Source organism: Aminobacter sp. AP02 (assembly GCF_003148805.1).
GTDB lineage: Bacteria > Pseudomonadota > Alphaproteobacteria > Rhizobiales > Rhizobiaceae > Aminobacter.
Window position 1 is genome coordinate 1 of sequence record NZ_QGGX01000023.1, and the last position, 24,922, is coordinate 24,922.

The window sequence follows — 24,922 nt, forward strand, 5'->3', positions numbered from 1 at the left end:
GTCACGGACCTCAGGCGAGAATTTGTTCGTTGTCTTGCTCATATCAGCTCCAATCTCTCAAAAGTTGGAGCCTCCGGCAAACCCGGGGCGGTTCATATCCTCCAGTTTGCTGAGCTGATCCTCCAATTCGCCAACATCGTCTTCGTCTCCGACTATGCTGGTGAGCTTATCCTTGTAACGCACTATCAGTTCGTCGATGATCTCTGCCTTCGCGGCCCGACTTGCAACGCGGGTTCGATCCTCGTCGACGGGCTGGACTGCACTGTCATCTACGCCGGTAGCAAGCAGCTTGAACACCGCCATCTCTGGAGTTTTGGTGAGGTAGTCGCCCGTCTCTATCGGGGAACCTCTCTTCTGGATGTCACCCTCCGGCACCACGCAAAGGTGCACCAGGTTGCGGAAGCTAAGCGAGTTTGTCTCGCCACGCGCGTTCTTTTGTATCCGCTTGTCCGAAAGGCCGAGAAGGCCAAGCAAGAACATTGATACGTTGTTGGTACGCTGCGGATTATGCTTGCCGTTGAGAACGACGGGGCTCACTCCAGCAGGAACTGCCTTATGTAGCCCCTCGAAGAGCGAATACTTCCCGCCGACGACGGCACGTTCCAACGTATACGGCTTACCATCAGGAGACTCCAAGCCAAGCCAGACTCGGTCATATCCAACGCGTTCGGGAATATCGCGAAGGTTTTCGCCCCCGCCTAGCATGAAATCGATCGACTCTAGGATGAACGACTTGCCAGTCTCAGATGCACCGTAAATAACGTTAAGGCCATCGCCGAATTCGATACTCGCTTCTGGTCTGTTTGGGCCGGTAAAAGCCAGATGCCGTAAATTAAGGGCAGCTGCAGTCATGATGCGCCACCTACCGAGCTTTTCTGAATAACGTGGAATTGTTCGACCCACTTATCGAAATTTTCGCGCATCAACATGCGAAACTGGTCATCGCCCATATCTCCGAACACTTCCGCAACCCACTGCGCGCGAAGCTGCAAGAGACTCATATACTCGCTCGTCAATGTAGAGAAAAATACATCAGCCATTTCTCCGGCTCGATAGACTATTCCCGTAGTGTCTGCGGCCCGGTCCACCAGTTTCCGCGACATCATCAGGTGGAGACCTCGCTCGACCAACTCTCGCCGCACTAGAAGTTCGGCGCTGCGTAGAGGGAGATCCGGATGCAAGCTTGCCGGCCCTCCAACGTCGGCGGTGTGCACCACCAGATAGTCGAATGCGACCATTCGCTGGAGGTCAAAGGCTTTCGGATAAAGCGCCGCAAGAACCCCCACCGACCGAATCCCGGTCTCCAGCGGACTGTTGAATGCGCATCCCTTGCGCCCTGTCTCCCTCAGCGCCTCCATATTAGCCGATCCACGTTCGCGAGTTGATGGCAGATGCCGCGCCTGTCCTGAACCTTTACGACGCTGATAAGGCCGTTCTCTGTCAATGGCAGCATGGTCGCGGCTTGCGCAACCGCTGTCAGTCGCGCGAGGCCATCCGCATGTACGCCATCGCCAATATCGACCACACCGGCATACACCTCATCCTGCAACGCTTCGAAGGTCCCTGGCGGTACTGTGTCCCGGGCAAAATTGCGCAACGACTCGGCATGATAGAAACTCTCGCGCTGCCGGTGATAATGGCTCGTCAATTCAGGCCACGTATCTAGATCTGCTGCCTTCACAAGCACTATCTTCTTGTTGTCACCATAGGCCTCAAAGAGATGACATAGGTATCGGCTTTCAACATCTGTTGGAGCCTCGGGCGGATTGTCGACCGGCGGCCGTCCCACAAGTCCTCCTCCGAAGCGTGCCGCGAAGTAGGGCGTGACGCGATGCTCATCGATCACTTCAAGAGGGTTCACATAGGTGAAGGAGCCATAATCATAAGCCTCACAATAAGATCGAAAATCGCCTTCAAGCTTGATTTTCTGCTTGGAGGTGATAGCGCTTGAACACCAGTCATCCCATTTCTCGAAGAGTTTTTCTCTAAGGGCAATTGGCTTGAGCAAGAGCTTCTGCAGGCTGATGCCGCACCCTTTTGGCGCCATGAAACGATAGGTTCGTGGCGGTGAGAATTCCTTCTGGAATGAATGCCAAAGCATCTTCCCAATTTCAGGCAGGGCGTCGCTTGGGGTCAGCGACGAATCATAATGCTTACACTGGAAGTTGTCCCAAATGCCGAAGAACCCAGTCGCCTCGGTCAAGCCTGCAACATCGATGCCCATGTCTGTGGCGCCGGCCAACCGAACAACTTTTACATAGTTTGATTTCCTTCCGGTTGCCCACTCCTGAACAAAGGACTCCCACTCTTCCGGAGAGTAGATCAATATCTGTTGCTGCGGCGGAATAACTTTTCCGAATTGGATCTTCGCAGAATTGGCTGATGGCTGCGCTGGCGCACAAAGCTCGTTTGTTGGCAACACTTTTGCTATGTAAGATTGGTCTGTCACGAATACCCCCAAGATAGAATACACATCTCCGCGACGGCGACAAACTGAATTGCTCCTGCAGGTTGTCGCACCCGCGAAGTCCAGGTTGACGCTGTCAAATGTCCCGACATGTCTTCTCACGGTCGGTCGACGACAAAACAGGTCCGATCCAATCCGGCTCTCTCTCTCTCTCTTGCCGAGCTTTCTGGTTTGTGCCGGCGGCCGCGTGGTCATTTTTCCGATGCGACCACCGTGCTGCGCAGCGGGCTGAGCACCCTCAGCTGTCACCCATAACCATGCCGCCGGCGACGCGGTTTTGGCGATCACCTTCGAGGCGCGCATCTTCCGGTCTCAGGTTTGATTGACTGCTCCGGTTCGGCGCCGGAGGGTTGCGAAGGCTACCGTCAACGTCACCGCGCACATCGTCGCCGTCACCACGATCAGCGCGCTCGACAGGGATGCGGCGGTCAGCACGGCGCTGGCGAAGATAATACCGATCGCGCTCGACGTGCGCAGCAGGGCGAAGACTTCGGGGCGCCGGCGGGGCGGGGCCAGGCGGTCGAGGATAAGCGAGTAGTAGGTGCCGAGAGGCGTGAGCACCAGTCCGATGAGGATGGCGCCGGCGACGGTTGTGGCAAGCGACGGTCCGAGGGCGACGAGCGCGGCGCCAAACGTCACGACGCACAGCAGCAAGACGACGGCCCGGCTGCTTATCATGCGGTTGCGCACGCTGACCCAGATGCCGCCGGCGACCGAGGCCAGGCACAGCGGCACGGTGAACAGGATGGCGAGTGTCGGCGGGTAGCCGAATTTCAGGGCGAGGGCGACGGCGCCGATCTCGATGGCAGCGACGGTGGACGAGCCCGCGGCGGCGCAGACGAGCCACAGCAGGATGGAGGGGCTGAGCACCGAACCCTCGGCATGAGGCGCGTCCTCGACATGGCTCGTGCCCGCCTGCGGCACCAGCAGGGCCGGGATGGCGCCGAGCAGCGTCAGCGCGAGCAGGGCAAAGACGGGCGAGACAGCACCTAGCGCGGACGCCAGCACGGGACCGAGCACGAAGGTCAGCTCGTTGAGGGTAGCGGCGATGCCGAGCGTTCGCGGCAGGTGCGACGGCGGCGTGAAGTGATTGAGCAAGCCGCGCAGATAGCCTGACGCCGCGCCGTTGACCAGGCCGGCTATCGCGGCGAAGGCGACAAGCAAGGCAAAGGGCGCCTGATAATGCGCGCACACAACGACAGCAGCCAGAGCGAGCGTGCGGAACGCCACCAAAAGCCTGAGGAAGGTCGCGGCGGAGCGGTGCCTGCCGAGCCGTGTGATCGGGATGGCGCCGACGACCTGTGCCAGGGTCATGGCCAGGATCATGGCGGCGCCGCCGCGTGCGTCGCCCACAACCCCCAGAGCGACGAGCGAGAACGCCACCGGCGCGGACGCCTGGGGAACGTTCAAAGTCGCCGACGAGGCAAACCAGCGCAGCAGCGGCCAGCGGCTCGTTGGCCTGTCGAGAGACTGGGAAGCGATGTCGCTGGAGGGTTGCGCGCCAAGTTCGGTCATGTTGAAGCTGCTGACATCATCGGGCGCGGTTCATTCCGGGCAGCGAGATATGCGAGGCAGAGTTCCCGAAGCTTCTCAGCTATCAGCCAGCCGGTTTGGGCAGAACGCACGAGCACAAGATTGAGACGGCGCATGAACGGCCCCTTGATTGGGCCGGGCCGTTCCCGGACATTGTTTCCCTTTTGGGAGAGGACGTTACCTCGCGGGCAGGAAACTAGCCGCCATCCCTGAAGTGTCAAGCCGGGGCGGCTGCCCGAAAGGGCTTGAGCCAACAGGTAGCGGCTTTAGCCCCAACGGCGGCGGCTGGCTGCGCACCCTTGCCTCCCCGTCCAACTCCGGCGACACTGCCTGCGCGAGAAGAGCGGCGGCTAAGATGCATGAGGTCGTGACACTGGAGGGGTGGTCGTCGCCGTTTGTCGAGGCGGTGACGCGGACGCGGTTTGGCACCTGCGGCTCAATGAAGATGCAGCCTGACGGGTGCTGGGACGTGGTCATCTTCAGGAACGGCGACACGACAACGGTGCTGCGCACCGGGCTGACCACCTCGACCGTCACCCACGACTATGCCGCCGGCGACGAGATTTTGGCGATCGCCTTCAAGGCGAGCAGCTTCATGCCTTTGATGCCGGGCGAGATGATGCGCGACCGGGGCGTGGTGCTGGACACGATCGGCAAGGACCGGTTCCGGCTCGGGTCCGACGTGCTGGAGATCCCGACACTCAAGACCGTCGACGGCTTCGTGCGCAAGCTGGTGCGCAATGGAAACGTCGAGGACAACAGGGTGGTCGCCTCGATCGTGTCGGGGCATCCGATGGCGATGTCGGAGCGGACGCTGCAGCGGCATTTCCTGAAGACGACCGGCATAACCTACAAGACCTTCACGCAGATCGAGCGCGCCCAGAAGGCGCTCGGCCTGCTGGAGCAGGGCCGACCAGCCGCCGACGTGGCCTTCTCGCTCGGTTATGCCGACCAGCCGCACATGATCCGCTCTGTGAAGGCGATCATGGGTGTGACGCCCGGGCAGATCGCGCACAGCTGAAACTGTCGGAAATCTTCAATCCCGCGCACGCCTTCGCTGGCTAGAAAGCATGCACTTTCAACCCCGTGCACGACCTCGAAGACCGGGACCGGTCGTCGAAAAGCGTCTTGCACCAACACAAGGCGGACGCGGTATGACCGACATCACCCCTTTCAAGATCGCCATCCCTGAGACCGAGCTGGCCGACCTGCAGGCGCGGCTCGCCAGCACGCGGCTTGCCAACGAGGTCATGGGCGCGGGCTGGAGCTACGGCATGGCTTCCGGTTTCGTGACCCGGGCTATCGAGCGGCTGCAAAACGGCTTCGACTGGCGGACGCAGGAGAAAAGGATCAACAGCCATCCGCAGTTCGTCACCGAAATCGACGGCCAGAAGATCCATTTCCTGCATGTTAAGTCGCAGGCCGCCGACGCGGTGCCGCTGCTTCTGCTGCATGGCTGGCCGAGCTCGTTCGTCGACTTCCTCGATGCGATCGGGCCGCTGACCGCGGCCGGCCACGACCTCGTCATCCCCTCGCTGCCGGGCTTCGGCTTTTCCGGCCCGACGCGCGAGGCTGGCTGGAACGACGGCCGCATCGCCAGCGCCATGCTGGAGCTGATGACGCGGCTCGGCTACCACCGTTTCGGCGTGCAGGGCGGCGATGCGGGTGCGATCATCGCACCGGCCATCGGCCGGGCGGCGCCGGAGCGGGTCATCGGCGTGCATGTGAATGCGGCGACGATGGGCTTTATTCCGCTCGGCCCGATCGAGCCGGACGAGATCGCGACGTTCTCCGATGCCGAGAAGAGCCGCTTGCACAGGCTGCAGCAGTTCATGGCCGAGCGCTTCGGCTTCAACGCGCTGCAGTCGAGCCGGCCGCAGACGCTGGCCTATGGCATATCGGACTCGCCTGCCGGCCTCATCGCCTGGCTGGGCGACATGTTTGCCGGCTTCGGCGACAGTCCCGAGGCGGTCGAGCTGGACAGGTTTTTGACCAACGTGGCGGTCTACTGGTTCACCGGCACGGCGGCTTCGTCGATCAGGCTCTATTACGAGAACGCGCACGATCCCGAGGCATGGTCGCCGAAGCCGAATTCGGGCGTGCCGACAGGGGTCGCCGTCTTCGCGCGCGACGAGGTCGCAATCCGCCGCTACGGCGAAGAAGGCAACACCATCGTGCGCTGGACGGAGCTTTCGAGCGGCGGCCACTTCGCGGCGATGGAGGTGCCGGAGCTGTGGGCGGAAGAGGTCACGGCATTCTTTGCCGGGCTGCGGCGCTAGCCACCAAGGTTTGCCCGCCAGGAGATGATGCGAAGGGCTGCGAGGACTGCAGCGGATACTGATTGGAAACCCGGTCGCGAGAGAGCGGCCGGGTTCGCCTCTACCTTAGAATTGCATCGTCAGGCCGAGGATCGGGCCTTGCTGTACGACGTCGAAGACAAAGCCATCGTTTTCGTAGTTGACGCCAAGGGCCCGATACCCGGCGATCGCCGAGAAGCGATCGTTGAAACGATAGCCAAGTGCCGCGGCAACGTCCCAGTCGACGTCAGCCGCGCCGGCTCCGACCAATCCCCAGCCGGTGAAGAAGACCTTGGGCGTGAACGAGTAGTTGCCGCGAACACCGACAAGACCGTCCACCCAAGTGGCGCCGTCGCTTCTCGAAGCGCCGCCGAACTGGCCGCCGCTGATGGATATCTCGGTGTCGACCGACCAGACCCGCATGCCGCCGACGATGTCGAACCGCCCGGCATCGCTTTCAAGCACGGAGTAGCCCGCGCCAAGGAAGCCGGCAAAAGTCGTCGACGTCAGATCCACGCTGTTCGCAAGAACGCCCCGCGGGGTGCCGCGGCCGGACGATATCTTCGAATAGATGAGGTCGCCAAAGATGCTGAAGCGGCCATTGCGCGCCTCCGCGATCGCCATCGCCGCGAAATCAAGCTCATCCAGGATATCACTGAAACTCGAATCGATATGGACCACAGGCAAGCCAAACTGCGCCGTGTCACCGGAGAGCCCGGCCGCCCAGAAATATGGCGTCACCGAAAACGTCCACCCCTGCTCGACGATCGGCGTCACTACGGGGCTGACGGGGGAAACAATGTCGGCAGCTGCTGCCGGGGCGGTTAGTAGGCCGCCCACGACGAGGGTCCAAACAAAACCAGCTTTCATTCCCATCCTCCGGAACGAGCGTTTATGTGATGTCGACCGTCCTGTCGGGCAGAACCGTCCTCGGCACGCGATACCCTAGACTACTACTGCGATGTCCCCTGTTGCCCGTTCAGCCAAAGCAACGCCGAACGAAGCACTGTGCGCGAGATTACACATAAACCATCGCACGGCGCGAGAGGGCGCATACGAATTGCATGATGTGATGCCAAATTGCCTCGCTCGAAGCCCTCTACTGCTTCCGACAGATGATTTTCTGATAATGTCATGTAAAAAAACCACACTGAACAGAATCATTTTATGCAGTCTGTCAAAGATATATGCCGTTACATGACTGAAATAGCGTCGACATTTCGGAGACGGTACAAGTCATCTCACCGAAGGCGGCACGGCACAATTGCAGATGTCGCCCGTAGCCACGCGCCCAGTGTTTGAGAACTTACGCTGGCATCTTGCTGGCACGGGCCAGCTGCGCGACAGTGCAGGCGCTAAACGACACTGATCTGGAGATCGATATGGGAAAGCTTTTCGTTGGTGCTGCTGTTGTGTTGGCAACTGCCTCAATTGCCTGGGAAGCCAGCGCGTCGATTCCGCTGGTGAATGCCACCTGCCCAGGCAACATCGAAGTTCACGCCGACAAGGGCGGTCCGATCTACATCAATGGCAAGGAAGGCCAGCTGAAGAAATTCAACAACAACTATTACGAGGCCAAGGGCAGCGGGGTGACGATCTCGCTCACCATCAACGCGGATGGTTCCCCTGACGTGTCCTATACCGGCAAGCACGGCGCCAACGGCGTCTGCACCATCCAGGAGCATTGAGACGGCCAGCGCGGGCTGAAGCTCAGATCATTTCCAGAGGACGCTTGCGGGCCGGCGGCGGGAAGAGACGGTCGAGTTCGGCCAGGTCCTGCGCGGTAAGGGCGATGTCGCGCGCGGCAGCGTTCTGGCGGACATGCTCAAGGCGTGTTGCCTTGGGGATGGCGATGACGCCAGGCTGCGTCATGACCCAGGCAAGGGCGATCTGCGCGGCAGTCGCGTTGTGGCGCGCAGCGACGGCGGCAAGTCCCTTGTTGCTGGCGAGCGCGCCCTGCTCGACCGGCGAATAGGCCATGATCGGCATGCCGCGCGCTCCACACAGCGGCACGAGGTCGAATTCTATGCCGCGGCGCTTCAGATTGTAGAGCACCTGATTGGCCTGGGCGTTCTGGCCCTGGGGCAAGCGGGCCATCTCCTCCATGTCGTCGGTGTCGAAATTGCTCACACCCCAGTGGCGAATCTTGCCTGACTGGCGCAATTCCTCGAAAGCGGCGATTGTTTCGGCCAGAGGCACGGAGCCCCGCCAGTGCAGCAGATAGAGGTCGATACGGTCGGTGTGCAGGCGCTTGAGGCTCGCCTCGCAAGCCCTGATGACGCCGTTGCGCGAGGCGTTGGACGGCAGAACCTTGGAGACCAGAAACACCTCGTCGCGGCGTCCAGCGATGGCCCCACCCACCACCTTCTCGGCACCGCCGCTGCCATACATCTCGGCGGTGTCGATCAGGCCAACCCCCAGATCGAGCCCGAGCCGGAGCGCGGCGACCTCGTCGGCTGCCCGCCTGGCATCCTCGCCCATCATCCAGGTGCCCTGGCCGAGCACGGGAACGACCTCGCCCGAGGCAAGTGTCGTTGTTTTGGATGAGGAAGAAGACGGTGAAGACATGGCGGGCTCCGATCCGGTTTCCGCCGTTATCTCATTTCGCGGGGTTTGCGGCCAGCCAAGCTTCCATCTGCTTGATCTCGGCTTCCTGGGCGGAGACAACTTCTTCAGCGAGCTTGCGCATTTCGGGGTTGTTGCCGTGTTCGAGCACAATCTTGGCCATGTCGATGGCCGCCTGGTGATGCGGGATCATGCCACGGGCGAAATCGACATCGGCATCGCCAGAGTATTCGATGGTCATCATTGCCGCATGCATCTTGTCCATGGCCGCCTTGTAGGCCTCGGTGGCAGCACTGTTGGTCACAGGTGCCGCCATGTGGGCACTATGGTCGTTGGTCTGTGCCGGCGCTGTTTCGAGCAGCACCGCGACCAGCATGCCGGCCGCCATCAGGCCGAGCACGATCTTCTTCATCCAGTTCATCCAGAAATCCTTGTTCTTGTGAGGTGGCTCAGAGCTTGAGAGCCCTGAGCCGCAGCGCATTGGCAATGACCGACACCGACGACAGGCTCATCGCGGCGGCGGCAATCATCGGCGACAGAAGCGTGCCGAGGACCGGATATAGGACGCCGGCGGCCACAGGAACACCCAGGACGTTGTAGATGAAGGCGAAGAACAGGTTCTGCTTGATGTTGCTTATGGTCGCCTGGGCCAGCTTGCGGGCGCGGACAATGCCGTTGAGATCGCCCTTGACCAAGGTGATGCCGGCACTTTCCATGGCGACATCGGCGCCGGTGCCCATGGCGATGCCGACATCGGCGGCGGCCAGAGCCGGCGCGTCGTTGACGCCGTCGCCCGCCATGGCGACGCCCTGCCCCTTGGCGCAGAGTTCGTCGACCAGCGCCTTCTTGCTCTCGGGCAGCATGTCGGCGCGGACCTCGTCGATGCCGAGCTTCTGCGCGACGGCCTTGGCGGTGCGCTCGTTGTCGCCGGTCGCCATGATGATCTTGAGGCCGAGACCGTGCAGCGCGCGGATCGCCTCGGCAGCGGTTGCCTTGATCGGGTCGGCGACGGCGACGATACCTGCCGCCTTGTCGTCGATTGCGACGAACATCGCGGTCTTGCCGTCGGCGCGCAAGGTGTCGGCACGAGCCGCGAGGTCTCCTGATCCAAGGCCAAGATCCGCCATCATCGCGGCGTTGCCGAGCGCCACCTTGCGGCCGGAGACTGTGCCTGACACGCCCTTGCCGGTAACCGACTCGAAATGCTGGACGCCGGGCACCACAATGCCGCGCTTGGCCGCGCCCTCGACGATGGCCTCGGCGAGCGGATGCTCGGAGCCCTTTTCGAGCCCGGCGGCAAGCGCCAGCAATTCGTCCTCCGCTATGCCGTCCAGGGCGATCACGTCGGTCAGGGTCGGCCGGCCTTCGGTGAGGGTACCGGTCTTGTCGACGATGAGGATGCCGACGCGGGAGAAGCGCTCGAGCGCCTCGGCATCCTTGATCAGCACGCCGGCCTGAGCGCCGCGGCCGGTTGCCGTCATCACCGACATCGGCGTGGCGAGGCCAAGCGCACAAGGACAGGCGATGATCAGCACCGACACCGCCGAGACGATGGCGTAGACCATGCTCGGCTCGGGGCCGAACATCGCCCAGACGGCGAAGGCCGCGATGGCGATCACAACCACGGTCGGCACGAAATAGAACGAGACGCGGTCGGCGAGGCCCTGGATCGGCGCGCGGCTGCGCTGGGCCTTGGCGACCATCTCGACGATCTGCGACAGCACCGTGTCGGCACCGACCTTGTCGGCGCGCATGATCAGCGAACCGTTCTTGTTGAGCGTGCCGCCGGTCAGCTTGTCGCTTTCGGATTTTTCGACCGGAAGCGGCTCGCCCGATATCATCGACTCGTTGACCGAAGAGCGGCCTTCGAGCACGATGCCGTCGACAGGGATCGCATCGCCGGGCCGGATACGCAGGCGGTCGCCGCTGACGACTTCTTCCAGCGGCACTTCGCTTTCCGAACCGTCATCGGCGATACGGCGCGCGGTCTTGGGGGCGAGGTCGAGCAGAGCACGGATGGCCGAGCCGGTGCGCTCGCGGGCGCGCAGCTCAAGAACCTGCCCGAGGAAGACCAGCGCGACGATGACCGCTGCCGCCTCGAAATAGACCGGTACGGAGCCGCCATGGCCACGGAACTGATGCGGGAACAGGTCGGGAAAGAACGTGGCAACGACGCTGTAGGCATAGGCAGCGCCGACGCCGAGCGAGATCAGCGTCCACATGTTAGGGCTGCGGTTGAGGACCGAGTCCCAGCCGCGATGGAAGAACGGCAGGGCCGCCCACAGAACCACCGGCGTCGCGAGCACGAGTTCGAGCCATGCGGCGGTCCGTTCACCGATCCAGTCGCGAACCGGCAGGCCGAGCATCGGCCCCATGGCGATGATCAGGAGCGGGATCGAAAGGACCGCGCTGACCCATAGGCGATGGGTGAAATCGACGAGCTCGGGGCTTGGGCCCTCCTCGCCCGTTGGCATGACAGGCTCCAGCGCCATGCCGCAGATCGGGCAGGAACCGGGCTTGTCGCGGATGATCTCGGGATGCATCGGGCAGGTGTATTGGGTGCCCTTTGGCGCTACGGCGGCAGCCGGTTTGGCACCCAGGTACCTGGCCGGCTCGGCGGCGAACTTTCCCTCGCAGGTCGAGGAGCAGAAATAATAGCCCGTGCCTTCGTGCTTGAGGTGCCGGGCGCTGTCGCGTGCGACTTCCATGCCGCAGACCGGATCGGTGGCCCTGACGTATTTTTCCGGCTCCTTGGCAAACTTGTCGCGGCATGAAGCACTGCAGAAATGAAACAGATGGCCTTCGTGATCGAGCGTCGGCTTGCCGGCGGCCGGATCGACGATCATGCCGCAGACAGGGTCGCGAACCACGGCTTCCGGCGGGGTGGACGTCTTTGCCGGGTGATGATGGTGGGCGTGCTCATCGTTCATTGGTAAAAATCCACGCTTCTTGGAAGAATCAGAATAGAGGTTCCAGTACGTGGAAGGTCAATGAGAACTGTCCTGATCGATACGGCTCTTCTCAGCGCCATACCCATGGCAAAAAATTCGCGCTATAGACGCCGCCACAAGGGCAAGGCCAGCCGAGGCAGATGACGAAAATCCCGCTCAAGCTTGAACATCTGATCGACGCTGACGAACTGCGCCGCGAACTGACGGCGCTGACCAGCGCCACAGGTGGCGAAGGCGCCGATCCCGCCCTTCGCGCCAAGGCGCTGGCGCTGTTCAAGGACCAGATCGCGGCCGGCAAGAAAATCGCCGAAAACATGCTGATGGACGACAGCGGCGGCACGGCCTGCGCGACGCGCATCTCGCACCTGATGGATGAGATCATCCGCGTCCTCTACGATTTCGCCGTTACCCATGTTTACCGGGCCAAGAACCCGTCTTCCGCCGAGCGCATGGCGGTGGTGGCCGTGGGCGGCTATGGCCGGGGCACGCTTGCGCCGGGATCCGACATCGACCTTTTGTTCCTGCTTCCCTACAAGCAGACGCCGTGGGGCGAGCAGATCGTCGAATACATGCTCTACATGTTGTGGGACATGGGGCTGAAGGTCGGCCACGCCACCCGCAACATCGACGAGTGCCTCAGGCTGGCGCGCGGCGACATCACCATCCGCACCGCGATCCTGGAAGCGCGTTTTCTCTGGGGCGAAGAGCCGCTTTGCGACGAGCTGATCGAGCGCTTCGACAAGGAACTTGTGAAGGACACCGGGGCCGAGTTCGTCCAGGCCAAGCTTGCAGAGCGTGACGCACGCCACGCCAAGGCCGGCGAGAGCCGCTATCTTGTCGAGCCCAACATCAAGGACGGCAAGGGCGGGCTGCGCGACCTGCACACGCTGTTTTGGATCGGCAAATATTACTACCGCGTGCGCACCGGCGCCGAACTGATCGACAAGGGGGTGTTCACCGAAGGCGAATATGGCCAGTTCGTCGAGGCCGAGGACTTCCTGTGGGCGGTGCGCTGCCACATGCATTTCCTGACCGGCAAGCCGGAAGAGCGGCTGCATTTCGACATCCAGCGCGAGATCGCCGAGCGGCTGGGCTACACCACCCAGCCGGGGCTGTCGGCAGTCGAACGCTTCATGAAGGACTACTTCCTCGTCGCCAAGGAAGTCGGCGACCTGACCCGCATCTTCTGTGCCGCGCTCGAAGAAGAGCAGGTCAAGGACGTGCCGGGCTTCAACCGGTTCCTGCAGGGCTTTTCACGGCGCCGGCGCAAGCTTGCCGGCACCAGCGACTTCATCATCGACAACCACCGCATCACGGTTGCCGACGACAAGGTGTTCGAGCGCGACCCGGTCAACATGGTGCGTTTCTTCTGGTTCGCCGACCGGCACGGGCTGGAGCTGCATCCCAACGCGCTCAAGCTCCTGACCCGTTCGCTCGGGCTTGTCGACCGCAGCCTCAGGCGCAATGCCGAGGCCAACAGGCTGTTTCTCGACGTCTTGACCTCGGACCGCAACCCCGAGCTCAACCTCAGGCGCATGAACGAGGCCGGGCTGCTCGGCCGGCTGATCCCGGACTTCGGCAAGATCGTCGCGATGATGCAGTTTTCGATGTACCACCACTATACGGTGGACGAGCATCTGCTGCGCTGCATCGGCGTGTTGTCGGAGATCGAGCATGGCGACGGCGCCAAGATCCACCCGCTGTCGCACACGCTGATTCCGGGCATCAAGAAGCAGCGCGAAGCGCTCTATGTCGCGGTGCTGCTGCACGACATCGCCAAAGGCCGTCCGGAAGACCATTCCGAAGCCGGCGCCAAGATCGCGCGGCGGGTCTGCCCGCATATGGGCCTGTCGCCCACCGACACCGAGACCGTTGCCTGGCTTGTCGAGAACCATCTGGTCATGTCGATGACGGCACAGACGCGCGACCTCAACGACCGAAAGACCATCGACGATTTCGCGACCGTCGTGCAATCGGTCGAGCGGCTGAAGCTTTTGCTGATCCTGACGGTGTGCGACATTCGCGGCGTCGGTCCCGGCGTGTGGAACGGCTGGAAGGGCCAGCTCCTGCGCACGCTCTACTACGAAACCGAGCTTCTGCTGACCGGCGGCTTTTCGGAACTGTCGCGCGCCGAACGCACCGCCGCGGCGCGTGAAACCTTGGCGGCAGCACTTGCCGAATGGCCGGAAGAGCTGCGCCAGAAATACGTCAAGCTGCACTACGACGCCTATCTGCTGACGGTCGACTTCGAAGACCAGAAGCGTCATGCCGAATTCATCCGCGCCGCCGACGAGGCCGGCAAGCAGCTGTCGACCATGGTGCGGACACGCGAATTCGAAGCGGTGACCGAGATCACCGTGCTGGCGCAGGACCATCCCCGCCTGCTGTCGGTGATCGCCGGTGCTTGTGCGGCTGCCGGCGGCAACATCGTCGATGCGCAGATCTTCACCACCGTCGATGGGCGCGCGCTCGACATCATCCTGATTTCACGCGAATTCGACCGCGACGAGGACGAGCGCAGGCGCGCCGAGCGCGTCGGCCAGCTGATCGAGGACGTGCTGTCTGGCCGGGCCTGGCTGCCCGAGATGATCGCCAAGCGCGCCAAGCCCAAGCGCGGCCAAAAGACCTTCCGCATCCAGCCGCGCGCCGAGATCCGCAACGCGCTTTCCAACCGCTTCTCGGTCATCGAGGTCGAGGGGCTGGACCGCCCCGGCTTCCTGTCGGAGATAACGGGCGCACTGTCGGACCTTTCGCTCGACATCGCCTCGGCGCATATCACCACATTCGGCGAAAAGGTGATCGACACATTCTACGTCACCGACCTGACCGGCCAGAAGATCGAGAACCCGACCCGGCTCGAAAACATCCGTGCCCGCCTGATCGCCACGCTCGAGGGTCCCGCCGCCGAGCGCACCAAGGCCAAGGCGGCAGCGGCGGAATGATGAACGTCATTGTCCCGCCCAAATCCGCAAGGCATCGTCGCACCCCATGTCACTGATCAAGAAATTCGCGACCGTTGCCTCCGGCACGCTGATGAGCCGCGTTCTGGGCTTTGCGCGCGAGATGCTGATGGCGGCAGCGCTCGGCACCGGGCCGGTGGCCGACGCCTTCTACGCCGCGTTCCAGTTCCCCAACACCTTCCGCCGGCTGTTTGCCGAAGGCGCGTTCAACGCGGCCTTCGTGCCTTTGTTCGCCAAGGAGATCGAGGCCAACGGCGTCGAGGGTGCCAAGCGTTTTTCGGAGGAAGTGTTCGGAGTCCTGTTTTCAGCGCTTCTGGTGCTGACAATCGCCATGGAACTGGCGATGCCGCTGATCGTGCGCTTTGTCGTTGCCCCTGGCTTCACCGACAATCCGGAGAAATACGACCTGACGGTGGCGCTGGCGACCATCATGTTCCCCTACCTGATCTGCATGTCTCTGGCTGCGATGATGAGCGGCATGCTGAATTCGCTGCGCCGCTATTTCGCGGCGGCGATCGCCCCGGTTTTCCTCAACATCATCCTTGTCGGCGTTCTGGCCAATGCCTGGTATCGCGGCCATGACGGGCTGACGGTCGGCTACGCGCTGGCCTGGGGCGTTCTGGCGGCGGGGCTCGTGCAGCTCATCATCGTATGGATCGCGGTGCGCCATGCCGGCATTGCGATCGGTTTCCGCAGGCCCAAGCTGACGCCGAACGTCAAGCGCCTGCTGTGGCTCGCGCTGCCGGCCGCGATCACCGGCGGCATCACCCAGATCAACACGCTGATCGGCACGGCCATCGCCTCGGGACAGGAAAGTGCCGTGTCGTCGCTCAACCTCGCCGACCGGGTCTACCAGCTGCCACTGGGGGTCGTCGGCGTCGCGGTGGCCATCGTGTTGTTGCCGGAGCTGTCGCGGGCGCTGAAGTCAGGCAATCTCATCGAAGCGGCGAACCTGCAGAACCGCTCGGTCGAGTTCACGCTGTTCCTGACGCTGCCCGCCGCCGCTGCCCTGCTCGTGATCTCCGAGCCGATCGTGCGCGTGCTCTACGAGCGCGGCGCGTTCGCCGCCTCCAACAGCACGCCCGTGGTGTCGGCGATCCTTGCCATATTCGGCCTGGGCCTGCCGGCCTTCGTGCTGATCAAGGCATTCACACCGGGGTTCTTCGCCCGCGAGGACACCCGCACGCCGATGTATTTCGCCGCCATTTCCGTGGTGATCAACATTGCGGTGGCGCTGACACTGTTTCCCTCCTGGGGCGCGCCCGGCATTGCCGCAGCGTCGGCGATTGCCGGCTGGGTCAATGCGGCGATGCTTCTGGCAACCTTGATCTGGCGTGGCCAGTGGGACCGCGACGCCGCGCTGCTGAAGCGCATTCCGCGCCTTGTCATCGCCTCCGCGATCATGGCGGCAAGCCTGTGGTTCGCCGCCGGCGAGGCCGACCAGTGGCTCGGTCCGGCGGCGCCGTTCTACACGCAGGCGGCGGCTCTCGCCGTGCTGGTGACCGGTGCGATGATCGTCTATTTCGGCATCGCCTTCGGCATCGGCGGCGCCGATATCGGCATGATCCGCCGCAACATCAAGCGCGGGCGCGCAGCCGCCGCGGCACCGGCAGTCGAACCCGACTGAGTGGGCTTTGTTCCGCGACCTTGGGCATTGACTAAACAGATACAGAATAAGGGCGTGGTTGCGCTTGAGCGCAATCGGAGAAGGACTGCACGATGAGACTACCGATTGGATGCGCCGTTCGCGAACTGACGACGCATAAAGATCCGCGGGGCGATCTGACCGAAATCTTCCGCGATGAATGGGAAAGCGGGATCGAGCCCGTGCAATGGAACTTCGTGCGTAGCCAGCCTAACGTGCTGCGTGGCGTGCACGTCCATGTCGTCCACTCCGACTACCTTGTCTGCCTGGACGGCACGCTGGTGCTTGGGTTGGCGGATGTCCGGCCGGAATCGCCGACGCATGGCATGTCGACGACGGTGACGCTCAAGGGATCGAAAATGCAGGCAGCGCTCATCCCGCCCGGTGTTGCGCATGGCTTCCATTTTCCGGAGCCTTCCACCCTGTGCTATTCCGTATCGCATTACTGGAACACGGTGGACGAGATCGGCTGCCGCTGGGACGACCCCGCGCTCGGCTTCGACTGGCAGGTCCGCGAACCGGCGCTTTCGCCGCGCGACACGACTGCGGGCACCGCCGCCGAAATGACGCGGCAATATCTTGCAGTGCGCGAGCAACTGAGGGCTGGCCGTGACTGATACGCCGCATGTCGGGCTGATAGGCTGTGGCGGCTGGGGCAAGCTGATCCTGCGCGACTTGAAAGCGCTGGGCGCTCGGGTCACTTGCGTCGCGCCAAGCGAAGGATCGCGCGCCAACGCCATGGCGAACGGCGCCGACGAGATTATCTCGACGCTGGCCGAGCTTCCGGCGGTTAAAGGCGTCGTCGTTGCCACTCCGAGTGACAGCCATGGCGAGGTCCTGCTCGACCTGCTGCCACGCGACATCCCGATGTTCGTCGAAAAGCCACTGACCTCCGATCTTGCATCGGCCCAACTGCTCGCCAGCAACGCCCCGAACCGTATCTTCGTGATGGACAAATGGCGCTATCACAGGGGCATCGAGCGCATCGCCCAATACGCACGAAGCGGCGAAATCGGCGACGTGCTGGGGCTTAGGCTCTATCGGCTCGGCTGGTCGATGACACATAATGAGATCGATCCGATCTGGAACCTGTTGCCCCACGACCTGTCCATCTGCCTGCATGTGCTGGGCGACGTGCCGCCGGTCGAAGCGGCATTTGCCGACGGGCTCGGTCCGGCATCCAGCGGCCTTGTGGCCTCGCTCGGCCGAACCGGCGGTCCCCGCGTGGTCATCGAAACGTCGGCCCACCATCCCGTCAATCGCCGGTCGGTGATCCTGGCTTGCAGCGGCGGCACGGTGACGCTGAACGCAAGTCTCGACGAGTACCTGACCCTCAGGCAAGGCAGTCCGGACAATCTCGACGCTCCCGAGGTCAACGTGCCGTTCAAAAACGACATGCCACTGAAGGCCGAACTTGCCGTGTTCCTGCGCCATCTCGACGGCGGGCCAGCGCCGATGAGTTCAGTTGCCGAAGGAGCCTTGATCGTTGAGCGCGTCTGCGACATCCGGCGCAAGGCAGGATTGCCGGCGTGAGGTGGAAGCCTTCCGCGACGATCCTGATGCCGACGCATGACCATGCGCATCTGATCGGCTATTCGCTGCGCTGTATCCAGGAACAGACATACCCCAATTTCGAACTGTTCGTGATCGGCGACGGTGCATCGGCGGAAACGCGGGAGATCGTCGAGTCCGTTGCGCGAAAGGATCGGCGCATCCGCTACTTCGATTTCCCGAAGGGACAACGCCACGGCGAGGCGCACAGGCATATCGCCTTGCAGCAAGCGCGCGGCGAGATCGTCGCTTATTGTGGCGACGACGATCTGTGGTTGCGCAATCACCTCGCGAGGCTGGCCAAGCTGCTCAAGGGATGTGATTTCGGGCACATGGTGCAGATCAACGTTCACGACCGAAACGAGTTCGTCGTTTACGGCGGTAGCTTCGCGGAACCTGATTGCTGGCGCAAAATGCGGGACGGCGAGACCGGTTTTTTCGGACTGACGGTCGGTGGCCACCGGATGAGCGCGTACCGAGCCTTGCCAGTGGGCTGGAGTCCGGCGCCGCCGGATATCTATACCGACCAGTTCATGTGGCGGAAGTTCCTGCGCCAGCCCGGTCTGCGTTTCGGCACGGGCCTGGAGGCAACGTCGATCCACATTGCGTCACCGTTGCGGCCGGGCTGGACGGCCGAGCAGCGGACCGCCGAACTGCGCGACCTGTTCGAACGTCGCGACACCCCAGAGTTGCGCAAAGAACTCGAAGAAGCCATCGGCAAGGCACACGAAGGATGGACGGCGCCCGCCGCCGAACCTGCGCTGCGACGCCTCGCCGGCAAGGTGATACAGCGGAGTCTCAAGATCGCGGGAGGGGTGCGGTACTGGCGGCCCTCTTGATCGGGCCAACGCCATCGTTCATAAGCGCCTCTCGCATTTCGCCGCGCGCGAAACGGCCCTCCACAAGCCACGGGATCAATCATGACCGCCTTCAAACCGCTCATCTTCTCCGGCGTCCAGCCGACCGGAAATCTCCACCTCGGCAACTATCTCGGCGCCATCCGCAAGTTCGTCGCCCTGCAGGAAACCAACGAGTGCATCTATTGCGTCGTCGACCTGCACTCGCTGACCGCCCAGCTCGTTCATGACGATCTTCAGGGACAGACGCGCTCGATCACCGCAGCCTTCCTGGCCGCCGGCATCGATCCCACCAAACACATCGTCTTCAACCAGGCCCGCGTGCTGCAGCATGCCGAGCTGGCCTGGATATTCAATTGCGTGGCGCGCATCGGCTGGATGCATCGGATGACGCAGTTCAAGGACAAGGCCGGCAAGGACCGCGAAAACGCTTCGCTGGGCCTGCTCGCCTATCCCAGCCTGATGGCCGCCGACATCCTGCTTTACCGTGCCACCCACGTGCCGGTCGGCGAAGACCAGAAGCAGCACCTGGAACTGACCCGCGACATCGCCCAGAAGTTCAACAACGACTTCTCCGGCCGTATCGCCGATCTCGGCATCGGCGTTGAGATGCAAGTGGGCGAAGAGACGGTCAACGGCTACTTCCCGATCACCGAGCCGATCATCGGCGGGCCGGCGGCGCGCATCATGTCGTTGCGCGACGGCTCAAAGAAGATGTCGAAATCGGATCCCTCCGACCTGTCGCGAATCAACCTGACCGACGATGCCGACACGATTTCCAAGAAGATCCGCAAGGCCAAGACCGACCCGGCGCCGCTGCCGAGCGAACTCGAAGGCCTCAAGGAACGCCCTGAAGCGGAAAACCTCGTCGGCATCTATGCCGGCCTCGCCGACATCTCCAAGGAAGAAGTGCTGCGCCAGTTTGCCGGCCAGCAGTTTTCGGTATTCAAGCCCGCGCTCGCCGACCTCGCAGTCGACAAGCTCGCGCCGATCGCCGGGGAGATGCGCCGCCTGATGGCCGATCCCGGCCATATCGACGCGGTGCTCCGCGACGGTGGCGAGCGTGCGCGCGTCATTGCCGAAGGCACCATGAAGGACGTGCGCAACATCATCGGTCTGCTCGGAGATTGAAAAATTCATCGGCTCCGGGCTGCTTGCGGGCAGCCGGCGCCGGTGGCAGATTGCTGGTCAGAACTTCGCGCAGCAGGGTGGGAAATGGTCTCCAAACGCCTCAGCAAGGAAGCCGGCCACCGGCGCAAATTCCTGGCGATCATCGACGACACGCCGGAATGTGAGCGCGCCGTCGCTTACGCTTCCAAGCGTGCCAAGAGCACAAGCGGCGTCCTGGTTTTGCTCTACGTCATCGAGCCTGACGACTTCCAGCACTGGCTCGGCGTCGAAAAGATCATGCGCGAGGAGGCAAACGCCGCCGCCAACGCGGCACTCGACACGCATGCGGCAAAAGTACGCGAGTCGCTCGGGATCGAGCCGGAACTGGTGGTGCGGGAAGGCCGCCCCGCCGACGAGATCCACAAGCTGATTGAAGAGGACCAGGATATCGCTATCCTGGTGCTGGCGGCCGGTGCCGGCAAGGAAGGCCCAGGACCGCTGGTCGCCTCGATCGCAGGCAAGGGCGCGGCTTTCCCGATCCCGGTGACGGTGGTGCCGCAGAACCTCTCGGACGAAGAGATCGACAGCCTGGCCTAACAGGCAGGCGCAACATATTGGCGCGGAGGCGCGCCAGCGGCTTGAATGTCGGCCGTGCAAAGCCTAATTAGAACTATTCCAAACTGAGAACCCGCGCGCGCGGGCACGGAGACACGGCCATGTTCATCCAGACCGAAGCGACACCCAATCCGGCGACGCTGAAGTTCCTGCCGGGCAAGGAAGTCCTGCTCGAAGGCACGGCTGATTTCCGCGATGCCGACAGCGCGCGTGCGGCCTCGCCGCTTGCCGGGAGGCTGTTCGACATCCCGGGCGTGACTGGCGTGTTCTTTGGCTACGACTTCATCACCGTGTCCAAGGACGGCCCGGACTGGCAGCACCTGAAGCCGGCGATCCTCGGCTCGATCATGGAACATTTCATGTCGGGCGCACCTGTCATGGCCGGCCAGGCCGCCGGTGGCGGCGGCCATCATGACGACCAGAACGAATTCTTCGACCAGGCCGACGCCGAGATCGTCGTGACGATCAAGGAATTGCTCGACACGCGCGTGCGCCCGGCGGTTGCCCAGGACGGCGGCGACATCACTTTCCGCGGCTACGAGAACGGCACCGTGTTCCTGCACATGAAGGGCGCTTGCGCCGGCTGCCCGTCGTCGACGGCAACGCTCAAGCACGGCATCCAGAACCTCCTGCGCCATTTCGTACCGGAAGTTCAGCAGGTCGAGCAGGTCTAAGACCCCTTCATTTCACATCCAGAAAAACAAAAAACCGGGCCAAAGCGCCCGGTTTTTCGTTTGCGACGTCCGTGTTGCCTGGACGGTTCGCGCTTTATTTCACAATGACCTTGGCGCCCACTTCGACGCGGTTGTAGAGGTCGATGATGTCCTGGTTCATCAGGCGGATGCAGCCCGACGACATGGCCTTGCCGATGGAGTTCCACTCGGGCGTGCCGTGCAGCCGGTAGCCGGAATCGCCGCCCTTGTTGAACAGATAGAGCGCACGCGCGCCGAGCGGGTTCTTGATGCCGGGCTCCATGCCGCCCGCATATTTCGTGAGTTCAGGCTGGCGCTGGATCATCTCGCGCGGCGGCGTCCAGGTCGGCCATTCGCGCTTGAGCGCGATACGGGCGGTGCCCTGCCACTCGAAACCTTCGCGACCGACGCCAATGCCGTAGCGCATCGCCTTGCCGTTGGGCTCGACGAGATAGAGGAACTTCTCGGAGGTATCGACAATGATGGTGCCCGGCTTCTCGGCAGTCTCGTAGGTCACCAGCTGGCGGTGGTACTTGCGCGGAACCTTGCTGATCGGGACTGTCGGAATCTGGTAGCCGGCGTCGACGCGCCCACCGTAGTCGTTGGAGAACATGCGCGAAACGCCGTCCGTCGAACAGCCCGCAAGCGCCGTAGTGAGCGCCAAGGCGGCGACGATGGCAAACGACTTCAATCGCATATGCTGTTCCCAAGCTAGAGCGGCGTCTGGGCCGATTCGGCCTCATTTTTGCCACCATCCTTAAGGCCACTGCGATTTGCTTGCCAAGCGGAAGCCGGCTGCAAAGCCATTCGTGCACAAACGTTAATGTCGCGATATGGCATTTCGGCAACACGCATGACGGGAAAGCGCAGGAATTTCAACGAGGAGCGGTAACGGATCCGTGAGCACCGAGGCGTCTGGAATAATCCAGCGGGCGGGTTCAAAACGTGAACAAATGATGCAATGATTGGTCCATGCCGATCATTTCACCGCTTGCTTCAAATCCACTTATCGACGGTCGCCAGTCCGAACGCGCCATGCTGGTGCGGCGCGGCGTGCAGCGCCTGCTCATGCAGATGGGGGCGCATGTGCTGCCCGAACTGTCGCTGGCGACAGGCCGGCGCGCGGACCTCGTGGCGCTTACCCGCCAGGGCGACATCTGGATCATCGAGATCAAGTCGTCGATCGAGGACTTCCGCGTCGACCGCAAATGGCCCGATTACCGGCTGCACTCCGACCGCTTCTTCTTCGCCACCCATCCCGACGTGCCCGCCGAGATCTTTCCGGAAGAATGCGGCTTCATCCTTTCAGACGGCTATGGCGCGGAGATCATGCGCGACGCGCCCGAGCACCGCATGGTGGCGGCGACGCGCAAGGCGCTGATGCTGCGCATCGCACGCGCGGGAGCCGCGCGCCTGCTTGCAGCCGAGCTCGCCGGCGTATCGGTGCCGGCGCTGGAAGGAGAAAGTGAGTAGGAATAGGGAATAGCAGAACGAGAAACGGCGCCTGAAGATCAAGCGCCGTGCTCTATTCGCTACTCACTATTCACTATTCGCTCTACCGCGGCGCCCGCTTGGCGAGAATGCGCTGCAAGGTGCGGCGGTGCATGTTGAGCCGGCGTGCGGTTTCCGACACGTTGCGTTCGCACATCTCGTAGACGCGCTGGATATGCTCCCAGCGGACGCGATCGGCGGACATCGGGTTTTCCGGCGGGGCGGCACGCTCGCCAGAAGAGTTGGTGAGCGCCGCATAGACGTCGTCGGCATCGGCGGGCTTGGACAAATAGTCGATCGCACCAAGCTTCACAGCGGTGACGGCGGTGGCGATGTTGCCGTAGCCGGTGAGGATGACGGTGCGGGTATCTTCGCGGCGCTCGCGGATGGCCAACACGACATCGAGGCCGTTGCCATCGCCCAGGCGCATGTCGACCACGGCATAGGCGGGCGGATTTGCGCGTACCTTGGTGACGGCTTCCTCGACGCTCTCGGCGGTGTCGACGACAAAGCCGCGACTTTCCATCGCGCGCGCCAGGCGCGTCAGGAATGGCTTGTCGTCATCGACAAGCAACAGTGAATGGTCTTCGCCCGGCAACCCGGCCGCAATGTCCTGGGTGGTCATCGCCTTCGATCCTTTTTGTCGTTGATCCCAGTCGTTCTTATGGTTTTCCAAGCAGATATAGGTGCAAAGCCACGATGTCCAATGCCAGCTGCATGACCCTGAAAATCGGAAATCGATTTTCAGACAGGATCATGCGCAGATTGTAAGTGCTACAGCGTCCTTTGCGCGTCCTAGGGGACGCGCGGCGCTGTAGCGACGAACGGGTCGTGCAAGGCGTCAGGCGGTATCGAACATCGTCGACCCGGCCGGCAACGGACTGAGGAACGCGGCGCGCGGCCAGGAGATTTCAACGACCGCGCCCTCGCCCGGCCCGCTCGAGTTGGTGAAGCTGATCTCGGCACCCGAACGCTCGAGCAATGTCTTGGCGATGAACAGCCCCAGGCCCAGGCCACCGCCGGGTTCGGCACCCTGGCGGGTCGACATATAGGGCTCGCCGATGCGGTCGATGATCTCGGGCGGGAAGCCGGGGCCATCGTCCATGATGGCAAAGCTGACGTCGTCCTCGTCCCAGGTCCAGCGGATCGTGACGCGGCTGCGGGCGAAGTCGACGGCGTTTTCGACAAGATTGCCGAGCCCGTAGATGACGCCCGGGTTGCGATGGCCGACCGGCTCGGGGCCGATGCGCTCGCCGGGGTCGAGCTTGATGGTGATGCCGAAGTCGCGGTGCGGCGCGATGACCTCCTCGACCAGCGAGGTCAGCGGCAGGCGGGCGAGATGCTGTTCGCCCTCCGACGACAGGGAGGTGAGACGCTTCAGTATCTCGCGGCAACGCTCGCTCTGGCTGCGCAGCAAGGTGACGTCCTCGCCATATTTCGGATCGTTGCCGAGCGCGCGTTCCATCTCCTTGGCGACCAGCGTGATGGTGGCTAGGGGGGTGCCGAGTTCGTGGGCGGCGGCGGCGGCGAGGCCGTCGAGCGCCGACAGATGCTGCTCGCGCTGCAGCACCAGTTCGGTGGCGGCCAGCGCATTGGCAAGCAGGCGCGCCTCATCGGCGACGCGAAAGGCATACATGGCGGTAAAAGCGATGGAGCAGCACACCGCGATCCAGATGCCCGCGGTGTAGATGAACGGCATGGCAAGCTCGATCCCGTCATACCATGGCAAAGGCAGATGGAAGAAGGCCAGCAGGGAAACAATGACGATGACGAGGCAGGCGAGGATGGTGGTGAGGCGCAGCGGCAATGATGTCGCCGAGATGACGACCGGCACCGTCATCAAAAGCGAGAACGGATTGGTCAGGCCGCCGGTCATGTAGAGCAGGCCGGCGAGCTGGAAGCTGTCAAAGGCAAGGATGCCGAAGGCGGCGAACGGATTGAGCCGGTGGGTCGCCGGATAGCGGAAGGCGAGGAACAGGTTGAGCCAGGCCGAGCTTGCGATCAGCGCAAAGCAAAGGCTGACCGGCAGCGGAAACGTGAGCCAGTAGGCAACGAAGATGACCGCGATGCTCTGGCCGACGATCGCCAGCCAGCGCAATCGGATCAGCGTATTGAGGCGAAGTCTGTGGCTTTGCTGGAGATCGGGAGTTCGCTTGTTCATGAGCGCTATATGCGCCGGCAACGGGAC

At 62.7% G+C, this 24,922-nt stretch carries 23 protein-coding genes; 12 read left to right on the forward strand and 11 right to left on the reverse strand.

Going from position 1 to position 24,922, the window contains the following annotated elements:
- Window positions 1-57: 57 nt before the first annotated feature.
- Genes C8K44_RS23015 through C8K44_RS23030 form a run of 4 tightly spaced genes read right to left on the reverse strand, consistent with a single transcriptional unit; the run spans window position 58 to window position 3,982 of the window.
- Window positions 58-852: an AAA family ATPase gene (locus C8K44_RS23015; protein ID WP_109578109.1), complete on the reverse strand. Its 795-nt coding sequence runs from the start codon at window positions 850-852 to the stop codon at window positions 58-60.
- On the reverse strand, window positions 849-1,358 hold the full coding sequence (locus C8K44_RS23020; protein ID WP_109578110.1) for an ABC-three component system middle component 2: 510 nt from the start codon (window positions 1,356-1,358) through the stop codon (window positions 849-851). The genes C8K44_RS23015 and C8K44_RS23020 overlap by 4 nt, the downstream gene beginning before the upstream one ends.
- The gene (locus C8K44_RS23025; RefSeq protein ID WP_146203988.1) at window positions 1,346-2,770 is read right to left on the reverse strand and encodes an ABC-three component system protein; all 1,425 of its coding nucleotides are present in this window, start codon (window positions 2,768-2,770) and stop codon (window positions 1,346-1,348) included. Before C8K44_RS23025 ends, C8K44_RS23020 begins: the two co-directional genes overlap by 13 nt.
- A 9-nt stretch (window positions 2,771-2,779) precedes the next feature.
- Window positions 2,780-3,982 carry an MFS transporter gene (locus C8K44_RS23030; protein WP_199227187.1) on the reverse strand — a complete coding sequence of 401 codons (1,203 nt, stop codon included), beginning with the start codon at window positions 3,980-3,982 and terminating at the stop codon, window positions 2,780-2,782.
- Window positions 3,983-4,355: 373 nt separating this feature from the next.
- Here C8K44_RS23030 and C8K44_RS23035 point away from each other — a divergent pair, with 373 nt between their 5' ends.
- Window positions 4,356-5,021: a helix-turn-helix transcriptional regulator gene (locus tag C8K44_RS23035; RefSeq protein WP_109578112.1), complete on the forward strand. Its 666-nt coding sequence runs from the start codon at window positions 4,356-4,358 to the stop codon at window positions 5,019-5,021.
- A 133-nt stretch (window positions 5,022-5,154) separates the two neighbouring features.
- A complete protein-coding gene (locus C8K44_RS23040) occupies window positions 5,155-6,279 on the forward strand; it encodes an epoxide hydrolase family protein (protein ID WP_109578113.1) in 1,125 nt (374 codons plus the stop codon).
- A gap of 105 nt (window positions 6,280-6,384) precedes the next feature.
- Here C8K44_RS23040 and C8K44_RS23045 read toward each other — a convergent pair whose 3' ends face one another.
- On the reverse strand, window positions 6,385-7,167 hold the full coding sequence (locus tag C8K44_RS23045; RefSeq protein WP_109578114.1) for a hypothetical protein: 783 nt from the start codon (window positions 7,165-7,167) through the stop codon (window positions 6,385-6,387).
- Between the two features lie 512 nt (window positions 7,168-7,679).
- On the opposite strand from C8K44_RS23045, the gene C8K44_RS23050 reads away from it, so the two are divergent.
- Window positions 7,680-7,985 carry a hypothetical protein gene (locus C8K44_RS23050; RefSeq protein ID WP_109578115.1) on the forward strand — a complete coding sequence of 102 codons (306 nt, stop codon included), beginning with the start codon at window positions 7,680-7,682 and terminating at the stop codon, window positions 7,983-7,985.
- A 22-nt stretch (window positions 7,986-8,007) separates the two neighbouring features.
- Here the strand turns inward: C8K44_RS23050 and C8K44_RS23055 are convergent, their stop codons facing one another.
- From C8K44_RS23055 to C8K44_RS23065, 3 genes are read right to left on the reverse strand one after another with little or no spacing between them, the layout of a single operon-like run.
- Window positions 8,008-8,865, reverse strand: coding sequence for an aldo/keto reductase (locus C8K44_RS23055; RefSeq protein WP_109578116.1), 858 nt, complete (start codon window positions 8,863-8,865; stop codon window positions 8,008-8,010).
- A gap of 31 nt (window positions 8,866-8,896) precedes the next feature.
- Complete coding sequence (locus C8K44_RS23060; RefSeq protein WP_109578117.1) at window positions 8,897-9,283, reverse strand: DUF305 domain-containing protein; 387 nt, start codon at window positions 9,281-9,283, stop codon at window positions 8,897-8,899.
- Between the two features lie 28 nt (window positions 9,284-9,311).
- Window positions 9,312-11,792, reverse strand: a complete 2,481-nt coding sequence (locus tag C8K44_RS23065; protein WP_109578118.1) for a heavy metal translocating P-type ATPase — start codon at window positions 11,790-11,792, stop codon at window positions 9,312-9,314.
- 161 nt (window positions 11,793-11,953) lie between these two features.
- Here C8K44_RS23065 and C8K44_RS23070 point away from each other — a divergent pair, with 161 nt between their 5' ends.
- The 8 genes from C8K44_RS23070 (at window position 11,954) to C8K44_RS23105 (ending at window position 21,225) form a co-directional block, all read left to right on the forward strand.
- Complete coding sequence (locus C8K44_RS23070; RefSeq protein ID WP_109578119.1) at window positions 11,954-14,755, forward strand: [protein-PII] uridylyltransferase; 2,802 nt, start codon at window positions 11,954-11,956, stop codon at window positions 14,753-14,755.
- A gap of 46 nt (window positions 14,756-14,801) precedes the next feature.
- Window positions 14,802-16,400, forward strand: a complete 1,599-nt coding sequence (gene murJ, locus C8K44_RS23075; RefSeq protein WP_109578120.1) for a murein biosynthesis integral membrane protein MurJ — start codon at window positions 14,802-14,804, stop codon at window positions 16,398-16,400.
- 92 nt (window positions 16,401-16,492) lie between these two features.
- Window positions 16,493-17,035, forward strand: a complete 543-nt coding sequence (locus tag C8K44_RS23080; protein WP_109578121.1) for a dTDP-4-dehydrorhamnose 3,5-epimerase family protein — start codon at window positions 16,493-16,495, stop codon at window positions 17,033-17,035.
- The gene (locus tag C8K44_RS23085; RefSeq protein ID WP_158282780.1) at window positions 17,028-17,951 is read left to right on the forward strand and encodes a Gfo/Idh/MocA family oxidoreductase; all 924 of its coding nucleotides are present in this window, start codon (window positions 17,028-17,030) and stop codon (window positions 17,949-17,951) included. The genes C8K44_RS23080 and C8K44_RS23085 overlap by 8 nt, the downstream gene beginning before the upstream one ends.
- A gap of 26 nt (window positions 17,952-17,977) precedes the next feature.
- A complete protein-coding gene (locus tag C8K44_RS23090; RefSeq protein ID WP_146203989.1) occupies window positions 17,978-18,808 on the forward strand; it encodes a glycosyltransferase family A protein in 831 nt (276 codons plus the stop codon).
- Window positions 18,809-18,889: 81 nt separating this feature from the next.
- The gene (gene trpS / locus C8K44_RS23095) at window positions 18,890-19,957 is read left to right on the forward strand and encodes a tryptophan--tRNA ligase (protein ID WP_109578124.1); all 1,068 of its coding nucleotides are present in this window, start codon (window positions 18,890-18,892) and stop codon (window positions 19,955-19,957) included.
- 84 nt (window positions 19,958-20,041) lie between these two features.
- On the forward strand, window positions 20,042-20,533 hold the full coding sequence (locus C8K44_RS23100; protein ID WP_109578125.1) for a universal stress protein: 492 nt from the start codon (window positions 20,042-20,044) through the stop codon (window positions 20,531-20,533).
- Between the two features lie 119 nt (window positions 20,534-20,652).
- The gene (locus tag C8K44_RS23105) at window positions 20,653-21,225 is read left to right on the forward strand and encodes a NifU family protein (RefSeq protein WP_109578126.1); all 573 of its coding nucleotides are present in this window, start codon (window positions 20,653-20,655) and stop codon (window positions 21,223-21,225) included.
- A gap of 94 nt (window positions 21,226-21,319) precedes the next feature.
- Here C8K44_RS23105 and C8K44_RS23110 read toward each other — a convergent pair whose 3' ends face one another.
- Complete coding sequence (locus C8K44_RS23110; protein WP_109578127.1) at window positions 21,320-21,940, reverse strand: L,D-transpeptidase; 621 nt, start codon at window positions 21,938-21,940, stop codon at window positions 21,320-21,322.
- A 275-nt stretch (window positions 21,941-22,215) separates the two neighbouring features.
- On the opposite strand from C8K44_RS23110, the gene C8K44_RS23115 reads away from it, so the two are divergent.
- A complete protein-coding gene (locus C8K44_RS23115; protein WP_109578128.1) occupies window positions 22,216-22,716 on the forward strand; it encodes an MmcB family DNA repair protein in 501 nt (166 codons plus the stop codon).
- A gap of 82 nt (window positions 22,717-22,798) precedes the next feature.
- Here C8K44_RS23115 and C8K44_RS23120 read toward each other — a convergent pair whose 3' ends face one another.
- Both C8K44_RS23120 and C8K44_RS23125 read right to left on the reverse strand, forming a co-directional pair.
- On the reverse strand, window positions 22,799-23,359 hold the full coding sequence (locus C8K44_RS23120) for an ActR/PrrA/RegA family redox response regulator transcription factor (RefSeq protein WP_109578163.1): 561 nt from the start codon (window positions 23,357-23,359) through the stop codon (window positions 22,799-22,801).
- A 216-nt stretch (window positions 23,360-23,575) separates the two neighbouring features.
- The gene (locus tag C8K44_RS23125) at window positions 23,576-24,904 is read right to left on the reverse strand and encodes an ActS/PrrB/RegB family redox-sensitive histidine kinase (RefSeq protein ID WP_109578164.1); all 1,329 of its coding nucleotides are present in this window, start codon (window positions 24,902-24,904) and stop codon (window positions 23,576-23,578) included.
- Window positions 24,905-24,922 lie beyond the last annotated feature (18 nt).